The sequence below is a fragment of the Actinopolymorpha pittospori genome (genome assembly GCF_014873875.1).
Lineage (GTDB): Bacteria > Actinomycetota > Actinomycetes > Propionibacteriales > Actinopolymorphaceae > Actinopolymorpha > Actinopolymorpha pittospori.
Genome location: NZ_JADBEM010000001.1, coordinates 9,727,027 through 9,741,347 on the forward strand (window position 1 = coordinate 9,727,027; position 14,321 = coordinate 9,741,347).

Below are 14,321 nucleotides of genomic sequence, written 5' to 3' on the forward strand. Positions count from 1 at the left end.
GACTGGCGCTATGCGCTCGCGATCACGGTCCCCCGAGCCGTCCGGACGGGACGAACGAGGCCGTAGGCTCTAAAACATGGCGAGCGACCAGAAGATGAGCGTGCTGCTCGCCTCCAACCGGGGGCCCGTGTCGTTCCGGTACGACGACACCGGCGCCCTGCACTGCGTCGGAGGCGCGGGTGGCCTGTCCTCCGCCCTCGCCGCGATCCCACGCCAGGAGAACGCGCTCTGGGTCGCCGCGGCCCTGTCGGACGCCGACCGCCTCGCCGCGCGTTCGACGCCTGATGGCCGACTCGACGCCGGCGGGTTCGACACCGGCACCATTCCGGTGCGGCTGCTCGACATCGAGCCACTGACTTTCGCCCGCGCCTACAACGGCATCGCCAACTCCACGCTGTGGTTCCTCCACCACCTGCTCTTCGACACCGCCAACACCCCGATCTTCGACGCGAGGTTCCGCCACGAGTGGGAGTCCTACGTCGAGTACAACCTGGCGTTCGCGGAGGCACTCGCGCACAGCGCCGACCCGGGCGCGCGCGTCATGATCCAGGACTACCACCTGAGCCTCGCGCCCCGACTCCTTCGGGAACGCCGGCCCGACCTCGCCATCAGCCACTTCTCCCACACGCCCTGGGCGCCTGCCGACTACTTCCGGCTGCTCCCCGACGACGTCGCCGTCGACCTGCTCGAGGGCCTGCTCGCCGCCAACAACACCGGGTTCCTCGCTCCACGGTGGGCGCAGGCGTTCCTCACCTGCTGCGAGGGCATTCTCGGCGCGGTCGTCGACCGCGACCGCGGGACGGTGGACTACGCGGGACACCGCACCTTCGTCGGCGTCCATCCACTCGGCATCGACGCCGACAACCTGCGCGCCCGGGCCGACCAGCCGGACGTGTGGGCGAGGATGGCCGGTCTGCGCGACCTCGTTGGCGACCGTCGACTGCTGGTGCGGGTCGACCGGGCCGAGCTGAGCAAGAACATCGTGCGGGGACTCATCGCCTACCGCGAACTCCTGCGTCACCGGCCGCAGTGGCGGGGCCGGGTGGTGCACGTGGCGCTCGCCTATCCCAGCCGGCACGACATACCCGAGTACCGCGAGTACGCCGCCGCCGTGCAACGGGTCGCCGAGGAGATCGTCGAGGAGTTCGGCAGCCCCGACTGGGATCCCCTGGTGCTCGCCGTCGACGACGACTACGCGCGCTCACTGGCCGCCTACCGCATGGCCGACGTCGCGATCGTCAACCCCGTCCGCGACGGGATGAACCTCGTCGCGAAGGAGATCCCGGTGCTCTCCGACGACGGCTGCGCGGTGGTGTTGTCCCGCGAGGCGGGCGCGGCCGTCGAACTCGGTGACGCGGCACTGCTCGTCAACCCGTTCGACATCGAGGCCACGGCCGACGCGATGCACACGGCACTGACCATGGACGACGACGAACGCCGGACCCGGTCGGCCCGGCTGGCGGCGACGGCGAGTGCCTGCCCGCCGAAGCGGTGGCTCACCGACCAACTCGACGCACTGGCGGCCGCCGCCCGGGCGTAGGTCCCGCCCAGGCACGGGGCGGGAAGCCTCGGCGCCGATCTGGGACCCGGTGACGACGCGTCTGCCTCGTCGCCTCCCGTGGAGAGCGCCACCGCGCCACCGCGTCACCGATTCCGCCATTCTCTCTTCGAGAGAACTGACGACCGGAATCGCAAACTCACCGCTCGATGAGAATTCCCTTATTCGTCGTGTCGCGCATCGAATTCCACGCGCTCGAATGAACCATCGAATAGACATGCGCTGACAATCACAAATCAGCCAAGTTCGGCAACTTGTGATGACTGCCCGATTTACGTCACTAGCATTCCGTAGCGGAGATGGCAGCGATCTGGAACGCACGTCACGAAGGGGGCGGAATGCGGGCCTTGGGGCACACGCAAAGAAATGGTGCCTTCCTCCGCAGGCAAGGGTTGATTGACGATCAGGAGCCCGCACCGGTCGCCAGCGCGATCAGCAACAACACCAAGGCGGCTCACGGCGGCGACAAGGCCGGTTCCGTACAACCGCACCACCATCGCGACTCATCCGGCTCCGACGTCCTGGACGCCCAGCCCGTCGATCGTGACGGGCTGGAAAGCGATCTTGACGAGCTGGATAGCGATCCACTCGGAGAGACTGCTCCCGAAAAGGATCTGCTCGCTCCGGATCAACTCGCTCCGGATCAATTCGGCCCGCACCGGCTCGGGACCGAGTTTCTCGGCACGGCGACATCGCCGCCGCTGAGCTGGACCTCCCGGCGGTTCACCCGGCGTCCGCGCGCCGTGGTCATCGAGGGCCCGGAGCACTCCGCCGGCACCGACCGGCTGGAAGAGGAACTCGACATCGTCGCCCGGCTGTGCGCACCACCGGACCTCGCGAGCCTCCGGGAGGTGCTCGCGCGCTGGCGGCCGAAGATGCTGCTCCTCAAGTCCTCGCTGGACGAGGTCGACTACTGGCTGCTGACGTCGTGCATCGCTCGTCGGGTCCAGGTCTGGGTGCTGGCGCGCCCGGCCTACGGGCTGTTGGGCTCGACGTCGCTGCACCGGTTCGGCGGCGTGCCCTGGCTCCAGCTCCGCTGGCCCGGACAGGATCTGTGGGCGGCCTCGGTCAAGCGGGGCATCGATCTCGCCCTGACGTTGCTGCTCGCCCCGCTCCTGCTCCCGCTCATGCTGGTGGTGGCGGCGGCGATCTGTGTCGACGGGTCCCCGCTGTACTTCCAGGAGCGGGTCGGCCTGGGTGGTCGGCGCTTCCGGCTGGTGAAGTTCCGCACGATGCGGAAGTACGCCGAGCACGACACCGGCCCGGTCCTCGCGACGCCGGGCGACCCCCGGCTGACCCCGCTCGGACACCTGCTCCGCCGGCTGCGGATCGACGAGCTCCCGCAGCTGTGGAACATCCTGCGCGGTGACATGAGCCTGGTCGGACCACGGCCCGAACGCCCGGAGCTCATCCGTACCTTCGACTCCATCCCGCACTACGACCTGCGGCACCTCATCCGGCCGGGCCTGACCGGCATCGCCCAGCTGACCGGCGGCTACGGCGCCGGCGTCGAGGACAAGCTTCGCTGCGACCTGCTCTACGTCGCCTGCCGCTCACTGCGTCTCGACCTCAAACTGCTCGGACTGACCTTTCGGGAGCTTCTGCGTGGCTTCCCGCGTGGGTAGCTCCACCATCGCTACGCCGGCACGCGTGGCCCGCAACAGCGCGGGCCTTCTCGTCGCCCGGCTGACCTCGCTGCTGGCCGCCTTCCTCACCCTGCCGATCCTCTACGACCGGCTCGGCGCGCCGGCCTTCGGCGTGTGGGCGCTGCTCAGCGGGCTCATCGCCTGGGTGGCCTACGCGGACCTGGGCCTGGGGTCCGCGCAGATCCGCGAGGTGGCGCGGGCCGTCGGCTCAGGTCGGCACCGACAGGCCCGGGCCGTCCTCGGTGTCGGGGTGATCTGGGGTGCCAGCCTGGGCACCCTCGCCCTGGCCGGCTGTTGGCTGTGCTGGCCGTGGATCGCCGCCCTACTGAACCTCGGCAGTATGAGCGGGCCGGCCAGGGACGCCACGCTGCTGCTGCTGGTGGGGTTCTGGGTGGCCACCGGCACCGTCCCCTGGCGGGCGGTGCTGGAGGGTACGCAGCGCTACCTGCTCCTGTCGATGGTCGAGATCGCCGCGGCCGTGCTGACCGCGGGCCTCACGATTCTCGTCCTCCTGTCCGGCGGTGGCCTGGTGGCGCTGGCCGCCGCGACGACGGCGGTCAACGCGTGCCGCGCGATCGCCATCGTCGCGATGGCCTCCCTCCTCACCCGGGAGCTCACGCCGAGCATCGTGCGGATCCGGCGTTCGGACCTGCGGGTGGCACTGCGGTACGGGCTGCCGGTCCAGGTCAGCAACGCCGCCGCGGCCGTCAACAACGACACCGACCGGCTCATGCTCGGGGCGGTGATCGGCCCGACCGCGGTGGCGGGGTTCGAGCCTGGCAGCAAGCTCGCCAACCTGCTCCGGCTACCCCCGTCGTTCCTGATGACCGCCGTGTTCCCGGCGGCGGCGAGCGCGGCGGCGGGCGACCCCCGCCGTCTCGACCGGCTCTACGTGACGATGACGAGGTATCTCGCGGCGTTCGCGGCCCTCGGCGTGGCCGTCCTGGTCGTCAGCGCGGACCCGCTCATCCGGCTCTGGCTCGGCCAGCCGCTACCTCTCGCGAGCACGACCGTGGTCGTCCTCGGTGTCGGCTACGCGATCAACGTGACGGTCGGCGCCGCCTCGGTCGTGACCCGCGCGGAGGGCGCGCCCGGACGGGAGACCCGCTACGCCCTGGTGGCGGCGGCCCTCAACATCGTCCTGACTCTTCCCCTGCTCCACCTCCTGGGCGCCTGGGGAGCACCGCTGTCGACCACGATCGCGGCCTCGGTGGCGAGCGGATACTTCTTCGTCCACTTCCACCGGCGGTCGGGACGGTCTTTCCGCCCACTCACCCGGGCGCTGTTCCCGCCGACTCTCGCGGCGGCGGTCGCGGTCGGCCTCACCAGCGCGGCCGTACCCCTCCTACCGGACGGCACCGGCCGCGGCGACGCGTTCCTCGCGGTCGCCAGCCGAAGCGGGATGGCGCTGGTCCTCACCACCGCCGTCCTCGTCGCTCTCCGGTACTTCGACACCCATGACCTGGCCCGGCTGCGAGCCGCTCTCGCCGCACCGGCCGATCGCCGACCCGTGGCACCCGCCGCGGGACCGCGCAGACCAGAAAGCCCCCTGGAACCGACCAGCCGGCTGGAACGGAGTAGTAGGTGACCACACAACTCGAGCACGCGCCCTGCCTGCTGTGCGGACAGACCAGCGACCAGCCGGTCTTCGACGGCGCGTTGCGATCCTGCGCCGTCTGCGGCTTCACCTGGAGCGCCGGCCTGGATCGGACCCGGACGGACCTGTTCGACGGGAGCTCCTACACGAACTACTTCGCCCGGGCCGAGCAGTGGCGCCACGAGGCCCGCAAGAGACTTCGCTGGCTGCTCTCGGTGACCGAGCCGGTGAACCTGCTCGAGGCGGGATGCGCGGGCGGCTTCTTCGTCGAGGCCGCGCGCGAAGCCGGCATCGCGGCCGAGGGTGTCGAGCTCTCCCCCGAGTGCGTCAAGTTCGCCCGCGAGCAGCTGCACATGCCCGTCCGGCTCGGCACCTTCGAGAGCAAGACACCGGCCACGCCGGTCGGCGCGGTCTGCGCGTTCCACGTCCTCGAGCACGTCGACGACCCGCGGGACTTTCTGGAGGCGGCCCACCGTGCCCTCATTCCCGGCGGATGGCTCGCCCTGGAGGTTCCGAACATCGAGTCGGCCGGCGCCAGGCGGGAGGGTACGGCCTGGCCGGGCCTGCAACCCGAGCACCACCGGTGGCACTTCTCGCCTCGGTCGCTGCCCCGGCTGGTCGAGGCCGCGGGATTCGTCGTACGCCGCTGCGACACCGTTCTCGCCCGGTACTACTCGCGGCTGCCCACCCGCGTGCGGCCGGCCGGCGTCCGCGCGTTCGTCGAGGACGTGCGCTCGTGCGGCACCCCACTGACGCGACACCGGCAGCTCGGTGACCACCTCCGGCTGCTCGCCCGGGTCTGTGAGGGGGACAGATGATCCAGCCGGAGGTCTCCATCCTGCTGGTGAGCTGGAACACGCTCGCCGAAACCCGGGCCTGCCTGGAGTCGCTCCCGCGGTCCGTGGACGACGACCTGTCGTATGAGGTGATCGCGGTCGACAACGGCTCGCGGGACGGCTCGGCGGAGATGCTGGCGGACTGGCCCAGGGTGCACCTCGTCCGCAACGAGGTCAACACCGGCTTCGCGGCCGCGGTCAACCAGGCCTACGCCCGGGCGGGCGGTGCGTACGTCCTGCTGCTCAACAGCGACATCCAGTTCCGGCCCGGTGCCCTGAGCGTGCTGGCGCGCTTCCTGCACGACCATCCCGACGCCGCCGGGGTCGCGCCGCTCTACCTGAACCCGGACGGGACGATCCAGCAGCACTACATGAGGCTTCCGTCCTTTCCCAGCGCACTCGCGGCGGCGACGGCGCTGCGCTGGCTGCCGGGCTTCCGGCAGGCCCTGAACTCCTACCTCATGCGCGGTGCGGACTTCTCCCGTGCCCGGCCGGTCGAGCAGCCCTCCGCCAGTTGCCTGCTGCTTCGTCGCCGGGACCTCGACCCGGACGTCGTGCTCGACGAGCGGCTGCCGATCTACTTCAACGACGTCCTGCTCGCGCGCGCGCTCGCCGCGAAGGGTCGCCAGTTGTGGATGACGCCGGACGCCGTGCTCGTCCACACCATGGGCGCCTCCACCAAGCTGTTGGGCCGGCGGGCCCGGAGCCAACACCATCTCGGCGGACTCGTCCGCTACCTGCGGCTGACCCAGCCCGGACACCGCGTGGCGCTCTTCCAGTCCCTCGCCCTGCTCGACCGGCTCGGCCGCCGGGTCCTGCGGGGCCGGCACGAGCTCACGCTCCCCGAGGCGATCGCGGCCGTCCGGGGAGACGTCGGACCGCTTCCCGACGGTGACTCCCGAACCTGGGTGGTGATGCTCAGCGGCGTGCGCTGGTCGTCCGGTTCGCATCGTCAACACGCCCTTGCCCAGGAACTCGCCGGTGACTACCGCGTGCTGTTCGTCGACCCGCCGACGCACAGGCCGGCTTGGCGCCTCACGGTCGATCGGGTGGCACCGTCGGTGTGGCGGGCGAACGCCCCGTCCCCGCTGCCGTTCGGCCGGCACCTGCCGCCGGTCAACCGGGTCAACCGCAGCGTCGCCGCGGCAGCGTTGTGTCGATGGCTGGACCAGGCCCCGGCCCGGCGGCTGCTCTGGCTCGACGACGATCTGGCCGCCAGCATCGCGGGAAGGCTCGAGGAGACGGCCGTGGTCTACGACGCGGTCGATCTGGACTGGACCTTCACGCGGCGGTGGAACCGCGCGCACCTACGCCGTGGGCTCCAGGAGGCGGTGGCGGCGGCCGATCTGGTCCTGGCCTCCTCACCCGCGCTCCCTGACCGACTGCCCAAGGCCCGGCGCGAGCCGGTCGTCGTACCGAACGCGTGCGACCCGGACCTCTTCACACCCGTCGGCGAGGTGAACACCGCGATCGCCCGGCAGTCCGGCCCGCACCTGTGTTACACGGGCGCGATCGACACCCGCGCCTTCGACGCCAGGCTCGTCGCGACGGTGGCGCGCAGGCATCCGCGCTGGACGTTCCACCTGGTCGGGCCGGCCACCCCCGCCGGCCGGGCACCCCTGGCCGGACTACCCAACGTGCACCTGACCGGCCCGGTCCCCTTCGAGGAGGTGCCCGCCATCATCCGGGCCTGCGACGTGTGCCTCATCCCGTACCGCCTCGGTGGCCTCATCGACTACGTCCACCCGAAGAAGCTCTACGAGTACCTCGCGGCGGGCAAACCCGTGGTCGCGACGGCACTCCCTGCCCTGACCGCGATGGAGGGTCTCCTCCACCTCGCGGCGAACGCCGAGGAGTTCGAGGAGGGCATCGAGAAGGCGCTCGCCTCGGCCACGTCACCGACGGCCGTCGCCGCCCGGCGGCAGGCGGCCAAGGAGAACAGCTGGTCGGCGCGTGGGCGACAGGTGCGGGCCCTGCTGGCCACGCTGGAGGATGTCTGATGAAGGTCAGCCTCTGGGGCCTGGGCGCGCTCGCGAGTGCGGCCCTGGGCACGCTCGCCGTCGTCATCCTGCAGGTCGGGTCGGGCCTGCTGCCGCCGTTGCTCGTGGGCGCCGTTATCTCCTTCCTGACCTTCCTCGTCTGGCCCTGGTCGGTGCTTCCCGCCGGGATCCTCGGCGGTTACCTCGCGGCCGGCGCGCTCGCGGGCCACAACCTCGCCGTGATCGTGATCATCCACGCGGGCATCGTCCTCACCGGCGCGCTCGCGATCCTCGTCCGCCGGCTGCTCTCGCCGGACAGCGAGCGTCGCTTCAAGACGGTCGCCGACATTCCGATGCTGGTGCTGGCGGCGGTCATCGTGGCCGGCGCCTGCTACGGCCTCGCGCGGGGGAACGAGCCGTACGAGGTGGTCGTCGCGACGTACCAGCTGGCGGTCATTCCCGGGTACTTCTTCCTGGCCACCTACAGCCTCGGCACCGTGCGGCGGCTCCGGCTCGCCGGAACGGTCTTCATCCTCGGGACGGTGGGACTCGCGACCGCGGCGTTGCCCGGGTTGGGCGGTCACGTGAGTCTGTTCTCGGCGATGATCCTGCCGACGTTGCTGGTCATCGTGAGCACCGTCGGCACATGGATGCGGGCCGCCATCGTCGCCGCGGTCGTGGTGCTGGTCATCGACATCATGCTCGCGGGATACCGCGCCGTCTGGCTCGCCTCCGCGGTGGTGCTCGCGATCATCCTGCTGCGCGGATCGGCGCGGCTGCGGCGCGGTGTGGTGACGGCCCTCGGGATCAGCGCGCTGGTGATCCTCGGCAGCGCGGCGTTCAGCACCGACATCCAACGCCAGTCGACGTTCCTCACCGAGAAGCTCGCGTCCTCTCCCGGATACCGCGGCCCCGAAGCCTCCGTTGGTCTTTCGGTCTTCTTCGACAGCCCGTTCGCGGGCCAGGGGCTCGGCCAGACCACGCCGGACGTCTATCTGCCGACGTTCCAGGTCACCGACGTCGGTCCGGTCTACCACGTCTTCTGGGTCGGGATCCTGGCCAACCTGGGTCTGGTCGGCATACTCGCGTTGGCCTGGCCGCTGGTCGTGGCGGTCATCGCTGGGCTGCGGGCCCGGCGCGACCACTCGACCGCCATGACCGCACTCACCTGTGGCTTCGTGATCGCCGCGACGTTCGCCGGTCCGACCGACGGGCACTGGGACCTTGGCCTGATGCCCGCGCTGATCCTGCTCGTGACGCAGGTGGGCGCCAACCGGAACACCACACCCGCGAAGGAGGTTCCACCATGCTCGTCGAATCCGCGGACAGAGACCGCCAGGCCACCGGACTGGGTGCCACTGCCATCGTGGTCACCTACAACTCGGCCGACCACATCACCGCGTGCCTGAACGCGCTGCGTCGTTCGGGTGTCGCCGTCCATGTCGTCGACAACGCCTCGGCAGACGGCACCGCCCGTCTCGTGGCGCAGCGCTTCGCGGACGTACGCCTGACCGAGAACGCGCACAACGTCGGCTTCGCGGCAGCTGTCAACCAGGCCTTGGCGCAGGTGAGCACCGACGTGGTGCTTCTGGTCAACCCGGACTGCGTGCTACAGGAGGGCGCCGCGAAGGCACTGGTCTCGGTCGTGCGCGGCAACGCGAGCGTCGGCATCGTCGGACCGCACCTCACCGCCCCGGACGGAAGCCCGCAGTTCAGCATCCATCCGTTCGAGTCATGGCGGAGCGTGATCGCCAGCAGGTTCGGCGGCCACCTGCTCCCGGTCGGCCTGCGCCGGATGCTGTCCGGGCAGCGTCGCAAAGACGCCTACGACGCCTGCCGGGCCAGCGGCCCCAGCGCGCCACGCGCACCGCAGAGCGTCGACTGGCTCTCCGGCGCGTGCATGGCCATCCGCACCTCCCTCCTCACCCGGCTCGGCGGCCTCGACACCGGCTACTTCATGTACTACGAGGACGAGGACCTGTGCCTGCGGGCGTGGCGCGACGGAGCCCGGGTCCTCTACGACCCGACCGCCCGGGCGGTCCATGTCGGTGGTGCGAGCAGTAGCTCCAACCCGCTGGTGACCTGGCCACACCTCTACCAGAGCATGCTGCGTTTCTTCGTCCTGCACCGCCGACGCAGCTTTCCCGTGGTACGCGCGGCCGTCCTGTTCCGCGCGTTCGTCGGTATCGCGCTCGCCCTCCTCCGGACGCCGCGCCGCCGGGACGAGGACCTGGCCCGCGCCCGAGCGTGGCGGCAGGTGGCGCGGATCGCTCTCGCGGCCGACCCCCGCACTATCGAGAGGCAGAACCCATGCACGTCCTAGTCACCGCGGTCGGAAACCGTACCGAGCACTGGGTCGACCTGTTCCGGAAGCTGGGCGAGCGACCCGATGTCGAACTCACCGTCTTCGCCGCGAACGTCTCGGCCCTCACCCGCAAGGAGATCGGCCAGCTCAGCGAACGCAACCCACGCGTGCACTTCCATCTCGCCCCCACGGTGCTGAGCGAAGGAGCCACCGGACACATGGCCTCGGCGGTGTTCCGGCCGGGCAGCGTCCGGCTCCTCGACTCGACCAGGCCGGATGTCATCCACATCGTCGGTGAGGCGGCGTACCTGTCCACCTACCAGGTGCTCAGGATGCGCCGGCGCCGCTGGCCCCACGTGCCGGTGACGCTGTACGCCGCGCAGAATGTCGTGACCCGCTTCCCGTTCCCCTTCCCACTCCTGGAACAACGCGCCTACCGGCAGGTGACCTGCGCCTTCCCGATCACGCCGACGGCACACGACGTCCTTCGTACGAAGGGTTTTCGCGCCCACACCAGGCTCGTCCCGCTCGGGGTCGACACCCAGCTCTTCCAACCGCGGGAACGGCCCACGCCCCGACCGTTCACCGTCGGCTTCGTCGGCCGACTCGAACCCCACAAGGGCATCGGCGACCTGCTCCAGGCGGGGCGGCGACTCGACTGCGACCTGCTGTTCATCGGCGCGGGCAGCATGACCGCCGACGTCGAACGTGAGGTCGCGGCCCGGCCCGGCCGGGTCGAACTCCACCCCTGGGTGAGCCACGACGACCTGCCCGGACTCCTCGCCCGCACCGACGTGCTGGCTCTTCCCTCCGTCGAGGTCATCCAGCGCAACGTCGCGCCCTGGATCGCGGTCCCGCTGCGCGAGCAGTTCGGCCGGGTTCTGGTCGAGGCGATGGCGTGCGGTGTCCCGGTCGTCGGCAGCGATGTCGGCGAGATCCCTTACGTCATGGGCGCCGCGGGGCTGGTCTTTCCTGCGGGCGACGCCGCCGCGCTCACCGACCGCCTCGCCCAGATCCGCGACGACGCCGGGTTGGCGCGAAAGCTGGGTAGGGCGGGATACGAACGTGCCCAACAGTTCAGCTGGGTCCGCATCGCCGACCGGATGTGTGAGATCTGGCAGTCGCTGATCGACACAGGTCATCCCGGCCCCGAGGACCCGATCTCGCCGGAGAGCGAACCGATGGGTGCCACCGCACCGGCGACTGGCCGGATGCGAGACGAGGAAGGACAATCGCAGTGAGCACACCCCTCAACGTGCGCGCGGCCGTGCGCACCGTCCGGCGACCGGTCGGGATCATCGCGTTGTCCCTGTGCGCCGGAGTCGGCGCGGCATGGGCGGTCACGGCTCAGATCACCCCGTCGTACGAGGCGCGCGCCTCCCTCATGGTGATGGCGTACACCCAGGACCAGCCGGCCGAGGACGACAGCCCCAGCCGCGGCGACCAGAACGACGACGCGCCGGAGACGAGCTACGACCCCGCCCTGTCCCAGGCAACCGTCCGGACCGTGGCCCGGCTTGCCGAGTCCGCCCGGATCGGCCAGGCCACCTCGGTCCAGGCCGGGTTACGAGCCAGCGAGGTCGTCGGCCATATCCGGGCCGACTACGAGCCCGGCGTCCAGATCATGAACCTGACCACGGACGCACCGACCGCGCACAAGGCCGCGGCGATAGCGAACGCCGCCTCGATCGTCCTGCGTCAACAGGTGGCCTCCGGCGAACTGCTCGGCCGACGCGGGACGCTCTACGCACAGCCACTCGACCGCGCGACGCCCCCGGACGTACCGACCACCCCGAAGCCGCTGCTGAACCTGCTGCTCGGTGGCCTGCTCGGACTGTTCGCGGGCATCGGTTTCCTCTCCCTGCGCAACACTCTCGACGACACCCTGCGCTCGACCGACCAGATCGAGAGTGAACTCCAGGTCGGGATCCTCGCCACCCTGCCCCAGGTGCGGCGCCGCCACCGGCGGGACGGTGCGATGCCGGCGCTGCGCCGCAGGCAGGTCGCCGCCTCGGTCCGCGCCGCGGTCGCTGCGCTCGCACCCTTCACCGACACCCCCGACCGGCGGATCCTCATCACCAGCGCGCACCAGGACGACGGCAAGACGTTCGTGTCCGCGCTGTTGTCCCTCGCCCTCGCCGAGCAGTACTACCGGGTCACCCTCATCGAGGGCGACCTGCGCAACCCCACCCTCGGCGACCACTTCCCGGGCCGGTCGGAACACAAGCTGCAGGAGTTGCTGCCCGACCCGGAGCCGCTGCTGTCCTCCCCCGGACCGCTGCGCACAGTGCCCGCCGACGCGGCCGAGCCCGAGATCAGCCGATCGTTGTTCCGCAGCCCGGCGTTTCGCGGCCTGCTCGCGGCGACCCGGAACCACAGCGACATCCTCGTCGTCAACGGGCCTCCGGTGCTGGCCGGCGCCGATGTGGCCGCGCTGTCGGAGGAGTGCGACGCGGCCATCCTGGTGGTCCGCGCCGGCACCACCGGGGCCGCTGACGCCCGCCGCGCCGTGCAGGTCCTGCGCCGGCTCGACCTGCCGATCGCCGGAGTCGTCGTCGTCGACGCGATCGACGCCGGCCGCCGGGTACGTCGCGTCGACGACCTGTCGTACACCATGGCATCGCTGGGAACTCCTGCGGCCGCCGCGGCTCCGGTGGGGGCTCCGAAGCACGCATACGCCGAGGCCGACCCCGGTCGTGGCACAGCAACGGCCGGCCTGGACGACCCCACCCTCACCATCCGCCGCTGACTCGTGGATCGGCCGCCGCCGCGGGTGCCCTCACAGGGCGCGGGCTCGCGGCGCGGCCGGTTCCGTCGACGCGGCCGGCGGCCGTGCCGGGAGAAGTCGCACGAGCGCGACGGCTCCTAGCACGGCCGCGCCGGCGATCGTCACCGCCGCCAGGCCCACGACCACGGTCGCGCCCGGCCACCAACTGGTGAGTGACTCGAAGCGTCCCGCACCGGCCGACGTCCCCCAGAACAGCCACAACCCGAAGACGAGCCCGCCGGCTCCGACCAGGGTGGCCACCACCGGACCGAGGATCAGCGCCAACCGGGTGCGGACCAACGGTGCCAGGGCGAGGACCGCCATCGACACCACCGCCACCTGGAGATAGCGGCCCTGGGCGCCGCGCACCGCCCCGGTGATGAGGAACTCGCGCACGCTCCCGTAGGTGATGATGGCCAGCGGGCCGAGCCACACGGAGTGCAGCAGGATCACCTCCACCGGCTGCCGTCGCAGGATCCACGACCCCACCCCGAGCAGGACGACGAGCAGGACGGTCGTGGCGATGTAGAGCAGCCGAGGGGGCCGACCCTCCTGCGAACCGAGCGCTCCCCACATCGTCCACGCCAGGAAGTCCAGGAACGTGCCGGCCCAGCCGGCCAGGTCGGCCAGCCCCTTCGACCATGCCGTCCCGGGCGGACGTGAGGGCTGCAACTGGCCGTACCGAACGATGTTGAAGAGCCACCAACTGGTACCGGGAAGGATCGCGGCAGCCGCCATCACGGCCGACGGCAGCGCCCTCCGCACACCGACGGCCCGGACCGCACCGACGTACGCCACGGCGACGGTGGGCAGCAACGCCAACCCGAAGCCCTTGGTGAGCAGGGCCAGCGTCACCGCGCCGCCGGCCGCGAGCGCACGGCGCGCCCGGACGTCGCCCTGAGCGATCGGCAGCAGCAGGACCACCGCGAGGCTGCTCGCGAGCACCGTCAGGGTGCCGTTGTTGATCGAGGCACCGATGTGGGTGAACTGCACCCAGGCCGCGGGCAGGAACGCCGCCACGACGCCCACCTGTGGAGGGAGTCCGAGCCGGCGAGCCGCGAGGAAGCACAGCAGCGGCACCGGCAGGAGGAGCGCGGCACTGAGCAGCCGCAGGACGAGGATCATGGCCTGGGGCGACGCACCGTCCAGACCCAGGCCGGTGATGGCCGCCGCGAGGAGCGCGTAGTAGCCAGGCGGATGCTGGGTCATCTGGTCGACACTGGTGGCCGGCCGAGGCAGTCCGGGTGCCCGCAACGACGCCATCGAAGGGGGCTCGGCGAGTGCGGGCGGTCGCGGCGTCAGCTGGACGCGCGGGCCGGTGTAGCCGACCCAGCGGTACGACGCCAGCACCGCGGGATCCATCAGAGCCTGTCCGTGCGGCGGATAGCCGCCGCCCGTCGCGAGGCGCAGCGCCGTCGAGAGGTGTTGGGCTTCGTCAGGCGGCCGGTAGGCCGGGGTGAGCACGGACCACGCGCACAACAGACCCGCGAGCAGGGAGGTGGCGGCGAGCACCCCGCACAGTTCCCACGGGGCGGACGAACCTGGTCGGGCAGAGCGTCGCGCCACGACGCAACACTACTTTTCGTAGCACCTAAATCTCACTCTGTTACCAGTTGTTCAGACAACGAACCGG

The 14,321-nt window shown here is 71.0% G+C and carries 10 protein-coding genes; 9 read left to right on the top strand and 1 reads right to left on the bottom strand.

Going from position 1 to position 14,321, the window contains the following annotated elements; genetic code table 11:
* Nucleotides 1–76 precede the first annotated feature (76 nt).
* From HEB94_RS44940 to HEB94_RS54015, 9 genes are all read left to right on the top strand, one after another.
* The gene (locus tag HEB94_RS44940; protein ID WP_238361790.1) at nt 77–1,540 is read left to right on the top strand and encodes an alpha,alpha-trehalose-phosphate synthase (UDP-forming); all 1,464 of its coding nucleotides are present in this window, start codon (nt 77–79) and stop codon (nt 1,538–1,540) included.
* A gap of 410 nt (nt 1,541–1,950) precedes the next feature.
* Nucleotides 1,951–3,183 (top strand): sugar transferase, encoded by a 1,233-nt coding sequence (locus tag HEB94_RS44945; RefSeq protein ID WP_192755492.1) that lies wholly within the window; start codon nt 1,951–1,953, stop codon nt 3,181–3,183.
* Nucleotides 3,164–4,792: an oligosaccharide flippase family protein gene (locus tag HEB94_RS44950; protein WP_337918420.1), complete on the top strand. Its 1,629-nt coding sequence runs from the start codon at nt 3,164–3,166 to the stop codon at nt 4,790–4,792. The genes HEB94_RS44945 and HEB94_RS44950 overlap by 20 nt, the downstream gene beginning before the upstream one ends.
* Complete coding sequence (locus HEB94_RS44955) at nt 4,789–5,619, top strand: methyltransferase domain-containing protein (RefSeq protein ID WP_192755493.1); 831 nt, start codon at nt 4,789–4,791, stop codon at nt 5,617–5,619. Before HEB94_RS44950 ends, HEB94_RS44955 begins: the two co-directional genes overlap by 4 nt.
* Entirely contained in the window at nt 5,616–7,637 is a 2,022-nt protein-coding gene (locus HEB94_RS44960) for a glycosyltransferase (RefSeq protein WP_192755494.1), read from the top strand. Before HEB94_RS44955 ends, HEB94_RS44960 begins: the two co-directional genes overlap by 4 nt.
* Nucleotides 7,637–9,025, top strand: coding sequence for an O-antigen ligase family protein (locus HEB94_RS44965; RefSeq protein WP_192755495.1), 1,389 nt, complete (start codon nt 7,637–7,639; stop codon nt 9,023–9,025). Before HEB94_RS44960 ends, HEB94_RS44965 begins: the two co-directional genes overlap by 1 nt.
* A complete protein-coding gene (locus tag HEB94_RS44970; RefSeq protein WP_192755496.1) occupies nt 8,983–9,939 on the top strand; it encodes a glycosyltransferase in 957 nt (318 codons plus the stop codon). The genes HEB94_RS44965 and HEB94_RS44970 overlap by 43 nt, the downstream gene beginning before the upstream one ends.
* Entirely contained in the window at nt 9,927–11,162 is a 1,236-nt protein-coding gene (locus HEB94_RS44975) for a glycosyltransferase family 4 protein (protein WP_192755497.1), read from the top strand. Before HEB94_RS44970 ends, HEB94_RS44975 begins: the two co-directional genes overlap by 13 nt.
* The gene (locus tag HEB94_RS54015; RefSeq protein WP_192755498.1) at nt 11,159–12,670 is read left to right on the top strand and encodes a P-loop NTPase; all 1,512 of its coding nucleotides are present in this window, start codon (nt 11,159–11,161) and stop codon (nt 12,668–12,670) included. Before HEB94_RS44975 ends, HEB94_RS54015 begins: the two co-directional genes overlap by 4 nt.
* Nucleotides 12,671–12,700: 30 nt before the next feature.
* Here HEB94_RS54015 and HEB94_RS44985 read toward each other — a convergent pair whose 3' ends face one another.
* Nucleotides 12,701–14,254: a hypothetical protein gene (locus HEB94_RS44985; RefSeq protein ID WP_192755499.1), complete on the bottom strand. Its 1,554-nt coding sequence runs from the start codon at nt 14,252–14,254 to the stop codon at nt 12,701–12,703.
* Nucleotides 14,255–14,321: the final 67 nt, after the last annotated feature.

Excerpts from the sequence above, each read along its gene's own strand:
- HEB94_RS44940 (WP_238361790.1), top strand. The coding sequence starts at position 77 with ATGGCGAGCGACCAGAAGATGAGCGTGCTGCTCGCCTCCAACCGGGGG.
- HEB94_RS44960 (WP_192755494.1), top strand. The coding sequence starts at position 5,616 with ATGATCCAGCCGGAGGTCTCCATCCTGCTGGTGAGCTGGAACACGCTC.
- HEB94_RS44965 (WP_192755495.1), top strand. The coding sequence starts at position 7,637 with ATGAAGGTCAGCCTCTGGGGCCTGGGCGCGCTCGCGAGTGCGGCCCTG.
- HEB94_RS44975 (WP_192755497.1), top strand. The coding sequence starts at position 9,927 with ATGCACGTCCTAGTCACCGCGGTCGGAAACCGTACCGAGCACTGGGTC.